Source organism: Cupriavidus sp. HMR-1 (assembly GCF_000319775.1).
Classification (GTDB): Bacteria; Pseudomonadota; Gammaproteobacteria; order Burkholderiales; family Burkholderiaceae; genus Cupriavidus; species Cupriavidus metallidurans.
Window position 1 is genome coordinate 1 of the sequence record NZ_ANKP01000130.1, and the last position, 19,926, is coordinate 19,926.

19 protein-coding genes are annotated in these 19,926 nt (G+C 64.8%); 13 read left to right on the plus strand and 6 right to left on the minus strand.

All coding sequences use genetic code 11. The annotated features are described in order from the left end of the window. From D769_RS17010 to D769_RS17040, 7 genes are all read left to right on the plus strand, one after another. A partial coding sequence (locus tag D769_RS17010; protein ID WP_008647323.1) for a helix-turn-helix transcriptional regulator occupies positions 1-674 on the plus strand: 674 nt, incomplete at its 5' end. Positions 675-862: 188 nt separating this feature from the next. Beyond that, on the plus strand, positions 863-2,758 hold the full coding sequence (locus D769_RS17015; RefSeq protein WP_008647325.1) for a feruloyl-CoA synthase: 1,896 nt from the start codon (positions 863-865) through the stop codon (positions 2,756-2,758). Positions 2,759-2,795: 37 nt separating this feature from the next. Continuing rightward, entirely contained in the window at positions 2,796-3,935 is a 1,140-nt protein-coding gene (locus tag D769_RS17020) for an acyl-CoA dehydrogenase family protein (protein WP_008647327.1), read from the plus strand. Between the two features lie 52 nt (positions 3,936-3,987). Continuing rightward, positions 3,988-5,175, plus strand: a complete 1,188-nt coding sequence (locus D769_RS17025) for a lipid-transfer protein (RefSeq protein ID WP_008647329.1) — start codon at positions 3,988-3,990, stop codon at positions 5,173-5,175. 11 nt (positions 5,176-5,186) lie between these two features. Continuing rightward, entirely contained in the window at positions 5,187-5,627 is a 441-nt protein-coding gene (locus tag D769_RS17030; RefSeq protein ID WP_008647331.1) for a MaoC family dehydratase N-terminal domain-containing protein, read from the plus strand. Positions 5,628-5,640: 13 nt separating this feature from the next. Next, positions 5,641-6,057 carry a MaoC family dehydratase gene (locus D769_RS17035; RefSeq protein WP_008647333.1) on the plus strand — a complete coding sequence of 139 codons (417 nt, stop codon included), beginning with the start codon at positions 5,641-5,643 and terminating at the stop codon, positions 6,055-6,057. A 42-nt stretch (positions 6,058-6,099) separates the two neighbouring features. Continuing rightward, on the plus strand, positions 6,100-6,924 hold the full coding sequence (locus D769_RS17040) for an SDR family NAD(P)-dependent oxidoreductase (protein ID WP_008647335.1): 825 nt from the start codon (positions 6,100-6,102) through the stop codon (positions 6,922-6,924). A gap of 130 nt (positions 6,925-7,054) precedes the next feature. Here the strand turns inward: D769_RS17040 and D769_RS17045 are convergent, their stop codons facing one another. After that, positions 7,055-8,380, minus strand: coding sequence for an SGNH/GDSL hydrolase family protein (locus D769_RS17045; protein WP_008647337.1), 1,326 nt, complete (start codon positions 8,378-8,380; stop codon positions 7,055-7,057). A gap of 288 nt (positions 8,381-8,668) precedes the next feature. Between D769_RS17045 and D769_RS17050 the strand changes: the two genes are divergently transcribed. From D769_RS17050 to D769_RS17075, 6 genes are all read left to right on the plus strand, one after another. Next, complete coding sequence (locus tag D769_RS17050; RefSeq protein ID WP_008647339.1) at positions 8,669-9,673, plus strand: phosphotransferase; 1,005 nt, start codon at positions 8,669-8,671, stop codon at positions 9,671-9,673. Between the two features lie 320 nt (positions 9,674-9,993). Then, complete coding sequence (locus tag D769_RS17055; RefSeq protein ID WP_008647341.1) at positions 9,994-10,395, plus strand: hypothetical protein; 402 nt, start codon at positions 9,994-9,996, stop codon at positions 10,393-10,395. A gap of 72 nt (positions 10,396-10,467) precedes the next feature. Beyond that, positions 10,468-11,769 (plus strand): TolC family protein, encoded by a 1,302-nt coding sequence (locus D769_RS17060; protein WP_008647344.1) that lies wholly within the window; start codon positions 10,468-10,470, stop codon positions 11,767-11,769. Continuing rightward, entirely contained in the window at positions 11,766-13,328 is a 1,563-nt protein-coding gene (locus D769_RS17065; protein WP_008647346.1) for an efflux RND transporter periplasmic adaptor subunit, read from the plus strand. The genes D769_RS17060 and D769_RS17065 overlap by 4 nt, the downstream gene beginning before the upstream one ends. After that, positions 13,325-16,492 (plus strand): efflux RND transporter permease subunit, encoded by a 3,168-nt coding sequence (locus D769_RS17070; RefSeq protein WP_008647353.1) that lies wholly within the window; start codon positions 13,325-13,327, stop codon positions 16,490-16,492. The genes D769_RS17065 and D769_RS17070 overlap by 4 nt, the downstream gene beginning before the upstream one ends. A gap of 80 nt (positions 16,493-16,572) precedes the next feature. Continuing rightward, positions 16,573-16,869, plus strand: coding sequence for a copper-binding protein (locus D769_RS17075; protein WP_008647355.1), 297 nt, complete (start codon positions 16,573-16,575; stop codon positions 16,867-16,869). Between the two features lie 122 nt (positions 16,870-16,991). On the opposite strand, the gene D769_RS17080 is transcribed toward D769_RS17075, so the two are convergent. The 5 genes from D769_RS17080 to D769_RS17100 form a co-directional block, all read right to left on the minus strand. Continuing rightward, positions 16,992-17,210 (minus strand): DUF2188 domain-containing protein, encoded by a 219-nt coding sequence (locus D769_RS17080; RefSeq protein ID WP_008647358.1) that lies wholly within the window; start codon positions 17,208-17,210, stop codon positions 16,992-16,994. Between the two features lie 27 nt (positions 17,211-17,237). Continuing rightward, positions 17,238-17,471 carry a hypothetical protein gene (locus tag D769_RS17085; RefSeq protein ID WP_008647360.1) on the minus strand — a complete coding sequence of 78 codons (234 nt, stop codon included), beginning with the start codon at positions 17,469-17,471 and terminating at the stop codon, positions 17,238-17,240. A gap of 212 nt (positions 17,472-17,683) precedes the next feature. After that, the gene (locus D769_RS17090; protein ID WP_008647369.1) at positions 17,684-18,124 is read right to left on the minus strand and encodes a PaaI family thioesterase; all 441 of its coding nucleotides are present in this window, start codon (positions 18,122-18,124) and stop codon (positions 17,684-17,686) included. A gap of 91 nt (positions 18,125-18,215) precedes the next feature. Continuing rightward, on the minus strand, positions 18,216-19,262 hold the full coding sequence (locus D769_RS17095; RefSeq protein WP_008647370.1) for a tripartite tricarboxylate transporter substrate binding protein: 1,047 nt from the start codon (positions 19,260-19,262) through the stop codon (positions 18,216-18,218). A gap of 42 nt (positions 19,263-19,304) precedes the next feature. After that, positions 19,305-19,926: thiamine pyrophosphate-dependent enzyme (locus D769_RS17100; protein WP_008647372.1), on the minus strand; the 622-nt coding region annotated here is incomplete at its 5' end.

Genomic DNA, 19,926 nt, shown 5'->3' on the forward strand with positions numbered 1-19,926 from the left:
GGTCGCGGCTCGAGGCCATCGCCGAACGCCACCGCGGCGCGGGCCCTGGCACCGTGGACGAGATCCTTCTGGTGGCAGGCCGCGCGCGCGTCATGGGATACCTGCTGGACGGTGATCCCGCGAAGGCGGCCGCTGCCGTCGGCCCGCTGATCGACCAGTGTCAACGACGCGGATGGCAACGCCATCTCGCGCAAATACAGTGGATGGCGGCACTGGCCGACCATCGACTCGGCAACGCTGCGTCCGTGCGCGAGCGCGTGCTGGCTGCGTTGCGCGCGAGCCACCGGCTCGGCCTGGTGCGCAGCCTGCTCGATGTCGACCCGGGCGCGTTCGACGAGATTGCTGCACTAGCGCAGCAGCCCGGTGAAGCGCCCGATCCGCTGCTCGCGTTCTACATCAGCCGCCTGCGCGCGACCGGTGCTGCCAACCCGGTGGCATCAGCCGGCGCTGCGGCGCCAGCCACGCTGCGCACGCTTGCAGAGCCACTGAGCGAACGCGAAGCCGATGTGGTCGAATTGCTCGGACAGGCCCTGCCCAACAAGAAGATCGCCCGCACGCTCGGCCTCTCGCCCGAGACCGTGAAGTGGCACCTCCGCAACATCTTCCGCAAGCTTGGCGTAACATCGCGCGACGAAGCGGTCGCGCGTGTGCGCGACCTCTCCCGCCCGAGCTGATCCCGGCGCTCGCTCCCTCGCAAGAGTTGACCACTACAAGCGGCCGCGCCACCTGACATGGGTGGTAGTGGCCGCCCCCTCCCCCGGCGTAACTTAGCGTCATTCGATCGCACGTCCGATCCCGCTGGATCGGCAGGCGACAAACGCCCTGCGGCACCCGTGTGCCGCTGACCGAGGAGACGCGTTCCATGACCGCTACGTCCGCTGTCCGCAGCGACACCGTGCCCAAGTTCCGGCCAACGGTATTCCCGCCGCGCCCTACGCTCGTCGAACAGCGCGCCGACGGCACCATCCTCCTGCGCTGCGCCACCCCGCCGGCCGACCCCGCACAGCGCGGACTCGGCGAGTTTGCCGCCCACTGGGCGGTTCAACGCGGCGACACCTGCGCGTTCGCCGAGCGCGAATCGACCAGTCCGGACGCCCCGTGGCGCATGATCACCTGGGCCGAGATGTGGCAGCAGATCCAGGCCGTGGGCGCCGCCCTGCTCGAGATGGGCCTGGGCGCCGACCGTCCGCTGCTGATCCTCTCCGGCAACTCGATCGAACACGCCGTACTGGCCCTGGCAGCCGAGCACGTCGGCGTGCCCATGGCGCCGGTATCGCCCGCTTATTCGCTGGTGAGCAAGGATTTCGCGCGACTCCGCGACGTGGTAAGCCTGGTGCCACCGGGTGCGATCTTCGCGCAGGATGCCGCCGCCTTCGCCCGCGCCCTCGACGTCATCGGCAAGCCCAATGTGCCCGTCATCGCGGTACACGGCGCGCGCGACGGCCAGCACGACTGGGCCTCGCTGGTCGCCACCACCGTGACGCCTGCACGCCGCGCGGCAGTGCAGGCCGCGCACGATGCCATTCGCGAAGACGACCTGGGCCGCGTGCTGTTCACGTCCGGCTCCACCGGCGTGCCCAAAGGCGTGGCGCTGTCGCACGGCAATCTCCGCGCCGTGGCCGCTTACTACCTGGAGAGCTATCGGCCGCTGCTGGAACGCCCGTCCCGCTACCTCGACTGGCTGCCATGGCACCACGGCCTGGGTGGCGTGCTGAACATGACGCGCGTGGTCACGCTGGGCGGCAGCCACTATATCGACGATGGACGCCCGCTGCCTGGTCAGTTCGAGCGCACCGTGCGCAATATGCGCGATGTCGCTTCGACCGTGTTCACCGCCGTGCCAGCCGCCTGGACGATGTTGGTGACTGCGGCCGAGCGCGATCCGGAAGTCGCGCGCAACCTGTTTTCCGAGGCGGTGAACTTCTCCTACGGCGGCGCCAGCCTGCCGCGCGATGTCTGGGACCGCATCCACGCGCTGTCCGAACGCACGATCGGCGAGCGCGTGGCGTTCTGCTCGGGCCTCGCTTGCACCGAGTCGAGCGGTGTGGGCCTCTACTGCACGTGGCCGAGCGAGACCACAGGGAACATCGGTGTGCCCATGCCCGGCGTTTCCGCGAAGCTCGTCCCGCTCGAAGGCGGCGATGGCCGCTACGAGATCCGCATCAAAGGCCCCAGCGTGTTCAAGGGTTACGTGCAGCGCCCCGACTTGACTGCTGCCGCGTTCGATGAAGAGGGCTTCTTCAAGATGGGAGACGCGGTGCGCCTGCAGGACCCATCCGATCCCGCACGCGGCCTGTCGTTCGCCGGCCGTGTGGCCGAGGACTTCAAGCTTACCAACGGCACCTGGGTCCGTACCGGCGCGGTGCGCCTTACGCTGGTCGAACGATGCGCGCCGCTGCTCAACGACGCGGTGATCTGCGGCCACGACCACGACTACCTGGCGGCGCTGGCCTGGCCCAATGTCGCAGCCTGCCGGAGCCTTGCGCCCGAACTGGCGGCGCTCGATGCCGAAGCGCTGGTCCGGCACCCCGTCGTCGTCGAGGCCATTCGCGCGCGGCTGCAAGCACCGGCGGGCGGCAACGGCGCAAGTTTGTCCGTGCGTCGCGTGATGCTGATGGCGGAACCACCGTCGATGGACGCGAACGAAATCGCCGACAAGGGCTACGTGAATCAGGCCGCCACGCGGGCGCGCCGCGCCCATCTGGTCGAAGCCCTGTTCCATCCCGAACCCGAAAGCCACATTGCCTGCGCGCGGTAAGTCCGCACACACGACAACAACTCAAGAGGAGACTGTCATGCAAGTCCAACGTAACGTTTACCGTGAAGATCACGAGATGTTCCGCGAAACCGCCCGCCGCTTCCTGGAGCGCGAGTGCCTGCCCAAGCAGGCCGCCTGGGACAAGGCTGGCAAGGTGGATCGCGAAACCTGGCTCAAGGCCGGTCGCGAAGGTCTGCTGTGCGTGACGCTGCCCACGGAGTACGGTGGTGGTGGCGGTGACTTCGGCCACTCGGCTGTGTTCAATGAAGAACTGGCGCGCGTCGGTGTCAGCGGCCTGGGCTTCGGCGTGCATTCGGACATCATCGCCCCGTACATCGCACGCATCGCCAACGAAGAGCAGAAGCAACGCTGGCTGCCCAAGGTGTGCTCGGGCGAGGCCATTCTCGCCATCGGCATGACCGAACCGGGCACCGGCAGCGATCTGAAGGCCGTACGCACCACGGCCATTCGCGACGGCGACGAGTACGTGATCAACGGCAGCAAGACCTTCATCTCGAACGGCCTGACCTGCGACCTGATCATCATGGTCTGCAAGACCGATCCGGCGGCCGGCTCGCGCGGCGTGAGCCTGATCATGGTGGAAGCCGACCGAGAGGGTTTCCGCCGTGGCCGCAAGCTGGAGAAAGTGGGCCAGCACGCCCAGGATACGGCCGAGCTGTTCTTCGACAACGTGCGCGTGCCGGTGGCGAACCTGCTGGGCGAGGAAGGCAAGGGCTTCGCCTATCTGATGGGCGAACTGCCGCAGGAACGTCTGTCGATCGCCGTCAGCGCCGCCGCCAAGCTCGAGGCGTGCCTCGAACACACGATCGCCTACGTGAAGGAGCGCAAGGCCTTCAACCAGACCGTGTGGGATTTCCAGAACACCAAGTTCAAGCTCGCCGACATCAAGGCACAGGCCGTTGCCGTGCGCGTGATGGTGGATTACTACCTCAGCGAGCATATCCGCCGCCGCCTCTCCCTTGAAGAAGCCGCCATTGCGAAGCTCTACGCAACCGAAGCGCTGGGCAAGGCGCTCGACGAAATGGTGCAGCTGCACGGCGGCTACGGCTACATGCTCGAGTACCCGGTGGCGCGCGCGTTCGCCGATTCGCGTGTCACCCGCATCTACGGCGGCACCAGCGAAGTGATGCGCGACCTCATCTCCCGCAAGCTCTGAACCCCTCCCCCCAAGACAACCCTAAAGCCATACACCTGACAGGAGACTCTCCATGACTCGCAAGGTTTTTGTTGCCGGCGCCGGCATGATCCCGTTCAAGAAGCCGGGCACCAGCGACACCTATGACGTGATGGGCGCCACCGCCACGCGCCAGGCGCTGGCCGATGCCGGCGTCGACTACAACCTCGTGCAGCAGGCCTACGTCGGCTACGTCTACGGCGATTCCACCTGCGGCCAGAAGGCGCTTTACGACGTTGGCATGAGCGGTATTCCGGTGATCAACGTCAATAACAACTGCGCCACGGGTTCGTCGGCACTGTTCCTGGCCCGCCAGGCCGTGGCAAGCGGTGCCGTGGAATGCGCGCTGGCGCTCGGCTTCGAGTACATGGGCCCCGGCGCGCTGAAGTCGGTCTGGACCGACCGAGCCAGCGCGCTCGAGCGCGCGCTCAATCTGACCGACAAGCTGGTCGGCAAGACCGAAGGCATGAGCAATGCCATCCGCCAGTTCGCCGGCGCCGGCCAGACGCACATGCGCAAGTACGGCACCAAACTGGAAACGTTCGCGAAGATCCGCGCCAAGGCCAGCCGCCATGCCGCGAACAACCCGCTGGCGGTATTCCGCACTGTGGTCAGCACCGAAGACGTGATGAACGCCCCGATGCTTTGGGATGGCGTGCTGACCCGCCTGATGGCCTGTCCGCCGACCTGTGGCGCGGCCGCTGCCATCGTCGTATCGGAAGACTTCGCCCGCAAGCATGGGCTGCGCACTGATGTGCTGATCGCCGCCCAGTCGCTGACGACCGATCGCGCCAGCAGCTTCGAGAGCGACATGATCCGTCTGGTGGGCTTCGACATGACGCGTGAAGGCGCGCGCCAGGTCTACGAGCAAGCCGGCATCGGTCCGCAGGACGTCGACGTGATCGAGCTGCACGACTGCTTTGCGCAGAACGAACTGCTGACCTACGAAGGTCTCGGCCTGTGCGACGAAGGCGGCGCTGAGAAGCTGGTCAATGACGGCGACAACACCTACGGCGGCAAGTGGGTGGTCAACCCGTCCGGCGGCCTGCTCTCCAAGGGCCATCCGCTTGGCGCCACGGGTCTGGCGCAATGCTACGAGATGGTCCAGCAGCTGCGCGGCAATGCCGATCAGCGCCAGGTGGCCGGCGCACGCAACGCGCTCACGCACAACCTTGGCCTGGGCGGCGCCTGCGTGGTGACGCTCTACCAGAAACACGACTGAAGGAGCCCCCCATGATCGACAAGAAGCATATCGGCAAGGTCATCGCGGACTTCCGCACGTCGGCGCCCGCGAGCCAGTTGCGCTTCTTCGCCAAGGCCACCGGCGAGACGCGCGCGATCTACACGGACGAGGCAGCCGCACGCGACGCCGGCCATCGCGGCCTGCCGTTGCCGCCGACGTTCCTGTTCTCGCTGGAACTGGTGAACCCGCCGAGCGGCTGGCGCGAGGAACTGGGCATTCGCACCGAGCGCATCCTGCACGGCGAGCAATCGTTCACGTATCACCGCATGGCCTACGCCAGCGATGTGCTGCACTTCCGCACCACCATCACCGACATCTACGACAAGCGGAATGGCGCCCTGGACTTCGTGGTGCGCGAGACCCGTGTCACCAACCAGGACAACGAGCACGTGGCGGACCTGCGCGGCGTGCTGGTACAGCGCAACGGATAAGCGGAGGGGTTCCATGAGTATTCCGAATTTTGAACAGATCCAGGTGGGCGACACGCTGCCGCCCCTGACGCTGGAGCCGATCAACCGCACCACGCTGGCGTTGTTCGCCGGCGCGTCGAACGACCACAACGCGATCCATATCGACATCGACTACGCCCGCAAGGCAGGCATGCCGGACGTGTTCGCTCACGGGATGCTGTCGATGGCGTACCTGGGCCGGTTGCTGACCCTTTGGGTTGACCAGCGCCAGATCCGCAATTTTGGCGTGCGCTTCGTCGGCATCACCCATCTGGGCCATCGCATCACCTGCACGGGCCACGTGGTCGAGAAGTTCGAAGCCGACGGCGAGCGCCGCGTGAAGGTCGAACTGCGCACCGCGAACCAGTACGACGAAACGAGGATCCTGGGCGACGCCGTCGTCGCCCTGTAACAAGCTGTTCAAGCCACTCATCATCACCAAAGGAGTCAAGACATGGGAGCACTCGAAGGCAAGGTGGCACTGGTCACCGGTTCCGGCCGCGGCATCGGCAACGCCATCGCACAACGCCTGGCGCGCGAAGGCGCTCGCCTGGTCATCAATGATCTGGACGCGGAGCCCGCCCACGCCACCGTGGAAGCGTTGCGCAAGATGGGCGTGGAAGCGGTGGCCTGCGTAGGCAACGTGACGGCGCCCGACTTCGCCGACCGCTTTATCGGTACGGCAATGTCCGAGTTCAAGGGCATCGACATCATCGTCAACAATGCCGGGTTCACCTGGGACGACGTGGTGCAGAAGATGAGCGACGAGCAGTGGTATGCGATTCTCGACTGCCACATGACGGCCCCGTTCCGTATCCTGCGGGCCGCGTATCCGCACCTCAAGGCGCTGCACGCCGCTGACAAGGAAGCGGGCCGCGAGGTCTATCGCAAGATCGTCAACATCTCGTCGACATCGGCGCTGAACGGCAATGCCGGGCAGATCAACTACTCGGGCGCCAAGGCCGGCGTGATTGGCATGACGCGCGCTATGGCACGCGAGTGGGGCCGCTTCAACGTCAACGTGAACGCCGTGGCATTCGGCCTGATCCATACGCGTATGACCTCGGCCGATGCGAATGCAGGCGCCACCGTGAACATCGAAGGCCGCGAAATTCGCGTTGGTCTGAATCCGGAGATGCTCAAGTCGCACGCCCAGCGCAATCCGCTCGGCCGGGGCGGCACGCCGGAAGAAGCCGCTGGCGGCGTCTACCTGTTCTGCTCGCCGGATTCGAACTACATCACGGGCCAGACCATCGCCGTGGCCGGTAACCTGCAGTAATAGGCACGCTGTTGATCTGAAGCGTGCCGGCACCAGTCATGACTAACCGTCGTGCGCAGGCGTCGGCACCAATGAAAAAGCCCCGGCCGTTCGTTTGCGGCCGGGGCTTTTTTCGTGAGCGTGACAAACGTCAGAACGTCTCCACCACCTTCCTCACCGCGTCTGCCATCTTGCCCGCCAGGTAGATATGGCCCGCGGGAGTCGGATGCACCCCATCGGCGGACATGTAGATATCGCTATTGCCATCCCCCTTCGGGTTGGCAACGGTCCCCGTGCCGGTCTGCCACTGCTCCGCCATGTTGTCGATGAAGTAGAAGTTGGGCCGGGTGCCAACGGCCGCCTTGATGGCGTCCTGATGCGCCTGAAGCTCGCAACCGGGCGTCCACGGCCCCACAACGAACACCACGGTGTTGGGCAGGTTCTTCTGCACATCATCGAACAGGGCGGTGGCTTCCGCCTGGAACTCGTCCGTCGGTGAGCAGGCATCATTGACCCCGCCGGCGATGACGACCACGTGCGGCTTGAACGGATAGATATCGGTGGCGACACGGTCGCGGAACTTGAGTTTCGGCGCTGGCGCGGCCAGATAGCCGGTGGCGCCTACACCGGACTGATACATGTCGTTCCAGCCCACCAGATAGCCAAGCTTGGCCGCGTAATTGTCGAAGCTGTAACCTAGTCCGGACATCCCCTCCGTGATGGAGTCGCCCAGTATCACAGCCCGCACCTTCGGCACCACCGGTGGCGCCGTGACGGAATCCCCGGGGGCGATCCGCAGTCCGCCAAATCGCATGTTAGGCGTCTCGATACGGATCTTTCTGGACTTCCTCACCCCCTGGAAATCGACGCGCGTGAGGTACAGGTTGCCGTCGTCCGGGTACGCAACCGGTGTGGTGGAGGCATACTGCCCATCCACCAGAATCCGGTGCGCCGATATCTGGTAGTTGCCCTTCACCAGGATCTCGAACGTTGGCGCATCGGTGACGAACTCGATGTAGTAGACGTTGGAATCACGGCCCAATCCGCCATAGTTCACTGCCGTATTCTTGACGAGCAGATTGTCCGGGAAAGCGGTGCCGGCCGTTTCCATGGCGCCGATGTATCGCAGCGACGGATCGTTTGGTGGCACCAGCGTGCTATCCGTGATCGTCGACGGCATGTTGGCCGTGCCAGCCGTAATGATCGGTGGCGACGTCATGGTGGTTGGCGCCCCGCCATCCGCCAGGGCCGATTTGAGCAGCGCCTTGGTGGTCTGCAACTCCGTCACCGTCGCCGGCGGATTGGTAGTGGTCGGTGGCGTTACCGGCGTCGATGGCGTGGTGACCGGTGCTGCCGGGCTCGCGGTGCCGGAGCTGCCGCCCGACGCCTGCGTTGTTCCATCCCCACCACCACCTCCGCAGCCAGATACGAGTCCGACCGCCAGGGCCATCGACAAAGCAGCAAGTTTTGATTTCATCCCGTTCTCCTTTCTTTTTTTTAATTATTTGCATGAAGTGAGCACGGCGGCACTCCGCCAGAGGGCCTAATTTCGCATCCATCTTTTGAATTACCTCTGTCGCGGATATCGGATCCGGAACTCAGACTTTCGGCCCATGAATCTCCACCCGACAATCTGTTATCGCAGTAATTGACTCCTCTGCGATCCGGTGCCGAGGAACAGCGGCTGGCAGCGGCACTGCGCTATTCTCACGACAGTCATTCCGGTACGGGGCCGGCGTGACGTAACGGGAGACACCTTCCAGCCATGATCCGCGGCACCGACATCGCCCAAACCACCCCCACCAGTCATGCCATCGCAAACAGAATCCGCCAGGCGTACGCGCTTGGCGACGTCACGCAATGCGAGTTGCTGCGACGCGGGTTCAATCACGTCTATGGCCTCCGCTTCCTCGATGGGCGACGGGCTGTGGCACGACTGTGCGCGGACCGCCCGCGCGGCGCACCGAACAGCATGTATGAGGCCGCGCTGCTCGGTCACCTGAAGGCGGCCGGCGCGCAGGTCGCCGCGTCGCTGCCGACCGCTAACGGTGAAGTGGCGACGGAAATGGCACTGCCCGAAGGCAGTCGCACACTGATGCTGTTCGAACATCTCGATGGAGACCTGCCGGATTCACTGCCCGACTTCGAGGCAACCGGACGCGGCCTGGCACTGCTGCACGACGCCGCTCATGGCTACGATGGCCCACCCAGCCGCTACACGCTGGAGCTTCCGCAATTGCTGCACGCATCGCTGGACCGCCTGTGCTCCGCGCCGACATTGGACGATGCACTACGCGCGACGTTCTCCGCCATCGCCCGCAGACTGGACGACCGCATCGCTGCAATCACCGGCATGACCCGCGTGTACTGCCACGGCGACTGCCATGGTGCCAACAACTTCGTGACCGATGGCCCCGCAGACACTCGTATCGCCTCGTTCTTCGACTTCGACGACGCTGGACCCGGCTGGCTTGCCTATGAACTGGCGGTCTGCCTCTGGGCCATGCTGCCGCGAACGGAAGGTGCGGGACTGGATGCCCAGTCCCGGGAACGATGGGAGCACTACATCGCAGGCTATCGCAGCGTTCGGCCAATCGGGCCAGCAGACTTTGCCGCCATTGGGCTCTTTGTCGCGGTACGGCAGTTTTGGCTGATGGGCGAATACGCGGGCCGTAGCGATGTCTGGGGAACCCAGACGTTGCCGAAAGCCAGCTTGCTCAAGTACGTGAAGTTGCTGGCAGAGTGGGAGGAAATGGAGGTACCGCAGTGACCGGGAGCGATCCCTCCGTGCAACTGCCCCTCAGTCCTTGACCACGTCGCCCTGCGCGCGGCGAATGCAGGCATGACAACAGCATTCGAGTGATGCGCAGCCCGCGAGGCGTGAGATCCCGCTGCGGCGAAACGCCGCGGCGGCCGCCCTTTACACGAGTTGCCGGCACAAGCGTTGATGCAACACATGCTCCAGTCACATGCCGTTTGAACGTTCCTGCCGTGGGAACGTTCAAGCATCCTGAATGCCAATCAAATCCCGCTATTGCTTTCAATGAAAAAGCCGTTATGCTTGGCGCTGTTTTGACATCCTCGTAGATCGTGCGTCATCTGGCCCGCCGGCATTCATGGATTGCCGGATTCCTTCTGATCTTGTTCCTGTCGGTGCAACTGGCGACCGCAGCCTATGCCTGCACGATGGGGATGAACTCGACGGATGAACATCCGTCGATGGAAGCGACAATGTCCTGCGCCGACATGGCCGAGCAGGATGCCGCGCAGAACGACGGCCAGAAGGCGCTTTGCATGAGCCATTGCCAGGCCAACGCGAAGCACGCCGACCACGCCACGCCGCAGATTCCGGCATTTATCCCGTTCCTCGTCAGCATCGTCGTCGAGCCCGCCGTACTGGACGACGCACCAAGGCTTGCCGAGCGCGCGCAGAGCCAGCCACGCGCCCCGCCTCCGCCGCACGCCATTCTTCACTGCTGTTTCCGTACGTAGCCTCCGAAGCAACGCCAATTCCGTTCCGCCCCCGAAACCTCGGGCGCGGTGGCCGTTGTTTCCGGAGGCTTTATGTCATTCCTGCTTCGCCTGAGGCTGGCGCTGCTTTGCGCGTCCGCCCTCGGCATATCGGTGTCGCACGCCGCGTCACCACACGCCGCCCCTTCCCTGTCGCTTGAAGAGGCCGCTGCTCTCGCCACGACACATGCGCACGACGCAGAAAACACGCGCGGGGCCGTAGAGGCTGCCGTGCAGATGGCCGTGGCGGCTGGGCAGTTACCCGATCCCGTCCTGAAGGTTGGACTGAACAATGTCCCAACCGATGGCCCCGACAAGTTCTCGCTGAGCCGCGAAAGCATGACCATGCGGTCGATCAGCGTGATGCAGGAGTTCACGCGCTCGGACAAACGCCGGGCCCGTTCGGCACGCTTCGAGGCCGAGGCCGCCTCGGCCGACGCCCAACGCATGGTCGGCATGACCAATGTCCAGCGCAGCGCCGTGGCCGCATGGATCGACCGCTGGTACGCCGAACGGGCCGCGACACTCCTTGCCAGTCATGAGCACCCCCTGAGCCTGACGCTGGAAGCGGCCAACGCCGCCTACCGTAGCGGCCGCGGCACCCGCGCCGACGTGTTGTCCGCGCAACTCGAAGTGCAAAAGCTGCGCGACCGCGAAAACGAAAACCAGGCGGCACTTGACACCGCCAACGTGAATCTCACCCGCTGGATCGGCACCGATGCGAGCCGTCCCCTGGGTGATCCCCCCACGCTGGCGGTTCCAGATCGCGTCGCGCAACTTGCCCAGAACCATTTCGACGGTGTCCCCGAGGTTGCTGCGGCCCAGCGCGACGTCGCACTCGCGGAGTCCGAGATCCGCGTGGCGGACGAGGCCCGCAAGCCTGACGTCTCCCTGGAACTGATGTATAGCCAGCGCGGCTCGGCCTATTCAAACCTCGCCTCGATCAATGTGAGCATCCCCTTGCCCTGGGATCGCGCCAACCGGCAGGACCGCGAAGTCGCTGCCCGGCTCGCGCAGGCCACGGCGGCACGTGCGAAAGCGGAGATGATCCGGCGCGACACCGATGCTGTGGTCGGCGCCAGGCTCGCCGAGTTGCGCCGCAACCTGGAACGCCTGAAACGCTACGACGACGCCACGCTGCCGCTTACCAATGCCCAGGCGGAGGCCGCGTTGACGGCCTATCGCGCCAATGCCGGGTCCCTGCAAGCCGTGGCCGATGCCAATCACCGTGTCATCGATACCTCGTTGGAGCGGCTATCGCTGGAACAACGCACGACCCGACTCTGGGCCGAACTCACCTTCCTGACGCCGCTGCCTACCGCGCAAACCGAACCCGCCAACAAGGATCTTCCATGAACGCACGACTGACCATCACAGCGACTTGCCTGGTCCTGATTGGTGTGGCCGGCTACAGCGGCTATCGCCTTGGCGCATCGCACACCATGCCGGCAACGTCCGCCACGCAAGGCGACAGGAACATTCTCTACTGGCACGATCCCATGGTCCCCGGCCAGCGATTCGACAAACCCGGCAAGTCACCCTTCATGGATATGCCGCTGGTGCCGGTCTATGCCGACGGCGATGACGCAGGGAATGGCGTGAATAAGGGCGGCGTCAGCATCGACAGCCGCGTCGCACAGAACCTTGGCATCCGCACGGCGGAAGTGAAATCCGCCCATATGGGCGCAGTGGTTGAGGCACCCGGCAACGTGGCGATCGACGAGCGCAGCATCCGCGTGATCCAGGCTCGCACCACCGCCTTCGTGCAGCACGTTGGTGTGCGCGCCACCCTAGATCCGGTACGGCAGGGCCAGACGCTGGTCACTTTCTACGCGCCAGACTGGGTCGCCGCGCAAGAAGAGTACCTGGCGGTGATGCGCTTGCCCGCCAGCCTTCAGAACGATCTGGCGAGCGCCGCCAAAGCGCGGATGCTCCAGTCGGGCATGACGCAGGGCCAGGCCGATGCGGTCATCCGCACCGGCAAGCTGCAATCGGCGCAGAGCATCGGCAGTCCGCTGGATGGCCTGGTCACCGAAATCGCGGTACGCGAAGGGATGACGATCAGCCCGGGCATGACGCTGTTCCGCCTGGCCGATCTCGCTCAGGTCTGGGTGATTGCCGAAGTGCCGGAAGCCCAGGCGCGCAGCATCGCACCGGGCCAGACCGTGACGGTGTCTGCCACCGCCGCGCCGGATCCCGTGCAAGGCAAGGTCGACGCGATTCTGCCCGACGTTGACCCTGCCACGCGCACCATCAAGGTCCGCATCGTGCTGCCGAACAAGCAGCGTCGCCTTGTGCCCGGCATGTTCGCCAGCGTCCGCTTCGAGAGCGGCGACCGGCAAGACGTGCTGCAGATCCCGACCGAGGCGGTGATCCGCACGGGGCAACGGACTCTCGTCATGGTCGATGCCGGCCAGCGGGGCTATGCCTCTACCGAGATCCGCACCGGACGCGAGGTCGACGGCATGACCGAGGTGACCGCCGGACTGCGCGCCGGACAGCGCGTCGTAACGTCCGGCCAGTTCCTGATCGATTCCGAAGCCAGCCTGCGCGGCACGTCGAAGCGGCTGGAAACCCCGGTGGCAGCTTCTGCGCCGTCGGCAACATCTGCACCATCGGCACCATCGGCACCATCGGCACCATCGGCACCATCGGCACCATCGGCGACAACACAGGAACACGAAGCCACGGGTCGCATCGAAGCCGTGAACGCCAACAGCCTGACGATCTCCCATAGCGCAGTGCCCTCGGCGCAGTGGGGCGCCATGACGATGGATTTCGCCGCACATGATGCCGCCCAGCTCAAGGGACTGAAACCGGGCGACCGCATCCGCTTCCGCTTTCATCTGGCCGAAGACGGCACGGCCATGCTGTCGTCGGTGCAGCCCGCAGGCGCCGAAGGAGGTCAGCAATGATTGCACGCATCATCCTCGCGTCGATCCGCAACCGCTTCCTGGTGCTGCTGGCCACGGTCATGCTGACGGCCTGGGGGCTGTGGGCAGTCCGCACCACGCCGCTCGACGCGTTGCCGGATCTTTCCGATACGCAGGTCATCATCCGCACCCCGTTCCCGGGCCAGGCGCCGCAGATCGTCGAGAACCAGGTCACCTACCCGCTCACCACGACGATGTTGTCCGTGCCGGGGGCCAAGACCGTGCGCGGCTATTCCTTCTTCGGCGATTCCTTTGTCTACGTGCTGTTCGAGGACGGGACCGACCCATACTGGGCCCGCTCCCGCGTGCTGGAGTACCTGAATCAGGTGCAGTCGCGTCTGCCGGCGGCCGCCAGGCCCGCACTGGGGCCCGACGCCACCGGTGTGGGATGGGTCTATGAGTACGCGCTGGTCGATCGCACCGGCAAGCATGACCTGAGCCAGTTGCGCGCGTTGCAGGACTGGTTCCTGCGCTTCGAGCTGAAGTCGCTGCCGAACGTCTCCGAGGTGGCCTCGCTGGGCGGCATGGTGCGGCAATACCAGGTGGTGCTGAAGCCTGACCGCCTACGCGCCTACAACCTCCCGCAATCGAAGGTGATCGCCGCGATTCGAGGCGCCAACCAGGAGGCAGGCGGCTCGGTGCTGGAGCTAGGCGAAGCCGAGTATATGGTCAGGGCATCGGGCTACCTGAAGACACTCGAGGATTTCCGGCAGATTCCAATCGAGACCAGCGCGGCCGGTGTTCCTGTGCGCCTTGGCGACGTCGCGACGATCCAGCTCGGGCCCGAGATGCGACGTGGCATCTCCGATCTCAATGGCGAAGGCGAAGTGACGGGCGGCGTCATCGTAATGCGCTTGGGCAAGAATGCGCTGGAGACGATCGACGCCGTCAAGGCCAAGCTTGCAGTGCTGAAAAAGAGCCTGCCCGCCGGCGTCGAGATTGTCACGACCTACGACCGCTCCGCGCTGATTCATCGCGCGGTGAACAACCTTTCGTACAAGCTGGCCGAAGAGTTCGTGGTCGTCGCGCTGGTCTGCCTGATCTTCCTGTTCCACCTGCGCTCCGCGCTGGTGGCCATCGTATCGCTGCCGCTAGGCGTGCTGGCTGCCTTCCTCGTCATGCGGTATCAGGGCGTCAACGCCAACATCATGTCGCTCGGCGGCATCGCCATTGCAGTCGGCGCCATGGTCGACGCCGCAGTGGTAATGATTGAGAACGCGCACAAGCACCTGGAACGCTGGCATGTCGATCACCCCGGGCGGCCACTCTCCGGCGAAGACCGCTGGCGCGTGATTGGCGCATCCGCAGCCGAAGTCGGTCCCGCGCTGTTTTTCTCGCTGTTGATCATCACGCTGTCTTTCATCCCGGTGTTCACGCTGGAAGCACAGGAAGGCAAGATGTTCTCGCCGCTGGCCTTCACGAAGACCTACTCGATGGCGGCTGCGGCAGGCCTCTCGGTGACACTGGTGCCGGTGCTGATGGGTTACCTGATTCGCGGCCGCATTCCCGCCGAGCAGGCCAACCCGCTGAACCGCTGGCTCATTCGCGCCTACCAGCCAATCCTGACCCGCGTGCTGGCCTATCCGCGAGCGACCATCGCACTGGCGGTTGTCGCGCTGGTGGCCACTGCCTGGCCGATCATGCGGATTGGCGGCGAGTTCATGCCGCCGCTCGATGAAGGCGATCTGCTCTACATGCCCTCGGCTTTGCCCGGCCTTTCCGCTGGCAAGGCGGCGCAATTGCTGCAGCAGACCGATCGGCTGATCAAGTCGGTGCCGGAAGTCGCCACGGTGCAGGGCAAAGCCGGTCGCGCCGATTCGGCCACCGACCCGGCCCCGCTGGAGATGTTCGAAACCACGATCCAGTTCAAGCCACGCGACCAGTGGCGCCCGGGCATGACACCCGACAAACTCGTCGAGGAGCTTGATCGCGTGGTGAAGATTCCGGGACTCTCCAACATCTGGGTGCCGCCGATCCGCAACCGCATCGACATGCTGGCCACCGGGATCAAGAGCCCGGTTGGCATCAAGGTGGCAGGCACCGACCTGAAGGAGATCGACCGGCTTGCCACTCGCATCGAAGAAACCGTGAAGACCGTTCCCGGTGTCACCTCGGCTCTGGCGGAACGCCTGACCGGCGGGCGCTATATCGACGTTGACATCGACCGCGCGGCCGCTGGCCGGTACGGGCTCAATATCGGCGACGTGCAGGCCATCGTCTCCTCGGCGATCGGTGGCGACAACATCGGCGAAGTGGTCGACGGGCTGGCCCGCTATCCCATCAACGTGCGCTACCCGCGCGACTATCGGGATTCTGTCGAGCAACTGCGGAGCCTGCCCATCGTGACTGACCGCGGCCAGCAGATCGTGCTTTCCGACGTCGCCCGCATCCGAGTGGAACAGGGTCCGCCGATGCTGCGCAGCGAGAACGCACGGCTGTCAGGGTGGATCTACGTCGACATCCGTGGACGCGACCTGCGCTCCGCGGTGCACGATATGCAGGCGGCCGTGAGCAAGGCAGTGCCGATGCCTGCGGGCTATTCGCTGAGCTGGTCCGGTCAGTTCGAGTATCTGGAGCGTGCCGCCGCGAAGATGAAGGTAGTGGTGCCATTCACGCTGCTGATCATCTTCGTGCTGCTCTATCTGGTCTTCGGTCGGCTCGACGAGGCGCTGCTGATCATGGGCACGCTGCCGCTGGCGCTGATCGGCGGCTTCTGGCTGCTTTATCTGCTCGGCTACAACCTGTCGGTAGCCGGCGTGGTCGGTTTCATCGCGCTGGCCGGTGTGGCCGCAGAGTTCGGCGTGATCATGCTGCTCTATCTCAAGCACGCCTGGGAGGATAGCCAGGCACGCGGCATCACCGACATCAATGCCCTGCTCGCCGCCATCCAGGAAGGCGCCGTGCAGCGCGTGCGGCCCAAGGCGATGACCGTCGCCGTCATCCTGGCAGGCCTGATCCCGATCATGTGGTCACACGGCACCGGCTCCGAAGTCATGCAGCGCATTGCCGCGCCGATGGTTGGCGGCATGGTGACGGCGCCTCTGCTGTCGCTGTTCGTGGTGCCCGCCGTGTACCTGTTGATCCGCCGTCGCGAAACGAAGACTTCCCCATCATTCACTCACACGCCCATCAAGGAGCAAGCATGAAAACCTCTCTCACTTCTCTGACCTCTCTCACCTCCCGCACCTCTCTCCACGCTGCCGTCTTCGCGCTCGCCGTTGGCCTGATGCCTCCGACGTTCGCGGCCGGGATGGACGGCGGCTCCGGCATGGACATGAAGCCCGCCGCCAAGGCAATGAAGACGCCACAGCCCGTCTCCGCCGAAGTCCGGAAAATCGATCCCGCAGCCGGCAAGGTCACGCTCAAGCACGGCCCGATCATGAACCTGGGCATGCCGCCGATGACGATGGCATTCCCGGTCAAGGACCCGGCGATGCTGGCGAACCTGAAGGAAGGCGACAAGGTGTCGGCAACGTTCGACAACGTGGACGGAAGAATCACGGTCACCGACTTGCGCAAATAGCGCGATCGAGCCGCGCCGACGACCGGGATGGCTTGCCATCCCGGCAAAAAAAAGTCGCCGCGACCATCGCGGTCGCGGCCGAAAAGGGGGCATGTTCGAAAGAAGGAGTCCTCGGACTTTCGTTATCCCCTGGTGTCAGGCGATCCGTGACCGAACGTGCTCCGTTCATGGATCTGGCCGTCGCGCCCGTGTATCAGCAACTCAGCCCTTGTTCGCTTCGCCAGTTGCGTGGCGATGTCGATGGCTGCCTCCCGTGTCTGATATCGCGTGCGGGTTCCCGTCCCTTCGATTGCGATGGCCCACTCACTGCCGTGAGGGAGCACATGAATGTCGCCTGACATGCTGCGTCTCCGTTGACTTCGATGGCGCTATGCCGGCACCCTGGCAAGCACACCCACGTCGCTTGACTCGATTGGTTCGATCGACTCGCTTGCGTGGGCTTCGCGCTCATAGATCATCAACATTGCACGTTCTTTAATGGCCTTGTGTACCCCCGCGGCAATCGCGGCGCCACGAGACGCGTATGCATTCAGCTGGCCTTCGGATTCCACGGCCCAGTGGTTGTCCTGGGTGACCAGCACCTTCACGATAGATGTCGACATGCATGATCCGGTAGAAGTGGGTATGAATAAGTTCTACTCGGTATCCGCGGGCAGCGATGTAGGACGTTTTCCTATTCTGCGAGAAGGGGTGCGTCCGTCACGGCGCCATGCGAACCGACTGGAACTTCAGCACGAAAACGGGCCACTGTCGCAGACCACTATCGGCTTCGATCAGGGATGCAATCAGGCAATGTCGAGTATGGATACAGGCGCTATTTTTCCGCCTTGCCATGCATGACCATGATGGTCTGCTGCATCAGCGCGCAAAGCGTCTCCTTCGATCCTTCAACGGCAAACACTTCGGCCTGCGTCACGATCAGCGTGCGTCCCGCGCGGACGACGCTGCCCCGGGCAATCAGCTTGTCGCCATTGGCGGGCGCTAGAAGATTCAGCTTGTACTCGACCGTCAGGACCGACGCGCCCGCCGGCACAAGCGACATCGCGGCGTAACCGCCTGCCGAGTCGGCGATGGTACCGACCACGCCACCGTGAACGTAACCATGCTGCTGTTCGATGCCGTCCCAGTGCGGCACATGAATCTCGGTTCTGCCCGCCTCCACCACGGGCAGCGTGGCGCGGATCAGATGCATGACGTTCTGGGATTGAAAGCTCGCCTGGACAGCTTCCACGAAGTTTGCGTTGGCGGGTGTCACCGTGCCGTCTCCTTTTGTGCGTTGTCGTGTGCGCAGGATTGTGGCATGGAAACCGCCTGGCGAGCCGGAGCGTCCCCGCTCCCCTACTCTCCTACTCCTCCAGCTTCAGCCCCGTCTTCGCGACGAAGGCTTTCCAGCGCTCATACTGCTCGCGCGCGTAACGATCAAGCGCCGGGCCGTCGGTGGCCATCACCTCGAACCCTGCCTGCGTCAGCTTGCGGTGGGTCTCCGGATCATTGAGGGCAGCCTGGAAGTCGCTGGTCAGCTTACGCGCCACGGCCGGCGGTGTGCCGGACGGTGCGAACACGCCAATCCACGAGTACGCCTCGAAGCCCGGGAATCCGGACTCCGCCACCGTCGGCACATCGGGCAGATCAGGCAGTCGCGTGGCGCCGGTGACAGCGAGGGGCTTGATGCGCCCCGCTGCGATCTGGCCCTTGAGCGCGGCGTAGCTCAGCAGCGTCAGGCTCGACACGTTCCCCAGCACGGCCTGCACAGCCGGCCCCCCGCCGGCGTAAGGCACGTGTAGCAGTTCCACCCCGGCCTGACGCTTCAAGTCCTCGGCGACAAGATGGTTCATCGAACCAAGACCCGTGGACGCGTAGCTGTACTGATTGGGCGCGCGCCGCGCGGCATCCAGGAATCCGCGCAGGTCCTTGCCGGGCACCGACGGATTGGCACCGATCACCAGTGGGAAACGCAGCGCCAGCGTGACACCGGAGAAATCCTTGAAGGTGTCATACGGCAGCCGGGATTTCGCGATGGGATTGATCGCATGGGTATCGAAGCTGATCAGCAAGGTGTTGCCGTCCGGCGCGGAGCGCGCCACGTACTGCGTCGCGACCTGACTCGCGGCGCCGGGACGGTTCTCCACCACCACGGGACGCCCCAACACCTCCGCCAGCTTGGGCTGCACGATGCGCGCGGCGATATCCGTGCTGCCCCCGGGCGGGAAGGTGACGACGAGCTTCAATGGCGTTCCACTATCCGCCCAGGCGGAAGTCGGCAACATGCCACCGGGCAGACACAGCGCGGACAGCGCGGCGATGACGGCAAGCCTGCCGCATTGCGCGCGCGGCATCCCGCCAGAAGCGGCCGGCGTGGTTTGCCGGCGCGAGGAAAAACAAGGGAACAGCATGGTACGGCCCTCCTGTCATCCAGATGCAAAGCAGATATCGACTCAGCCCATCCACTGGCTGACCGGTGCCGCGGCGTCCTGCAACTCCTGCGTGATGACGTCCACCAACGCGGGACCGTCATGCTCCAGCGCGGCGCGAATGGCCGCGTCGAGCATCGCGGGATCTTCCACGCGCCACGCGCGCACGCCAAAGGCCTCGGCCACGCGCGCGTGATCGGTGCGGCTGAAATCCACCGAGAAGTAGCGGCGGTCGTAGCCGGCCTTCTGGCTCGCCTTGATCCAGCCGAACACCGAGTTCGAGAACACGATCATCTTCAGCGGGATGCGGCGGCGTACCAGCGTTTCCATCTCGCCGCAGGTAAAGCCGAAACTGCCATCCCCCATCACGGAGACAACCGTGGTGCCGGGGCGACCCAGCGATGCGCCAATACCGGCCGCCAGCGAGAAGCCCAGCGCGCCATGCGCGCGATTGGTGATGAACTGCCTGCCGGCGTGTCGGCTCTCGTGATAGGCGGAGAAATACGGGCAAGGCGTGCCGGGGTCCGCCACCACGATGGCGTCCTCGGGCAAGAGGCGGTTGAGCGTGTCGACCACGCGCTCGGGCTTGATCGGCCGCTCCAGCGAGGCCGCCAGCGGTGCGAAGCCCGCACGCTTGGCCGCGCGC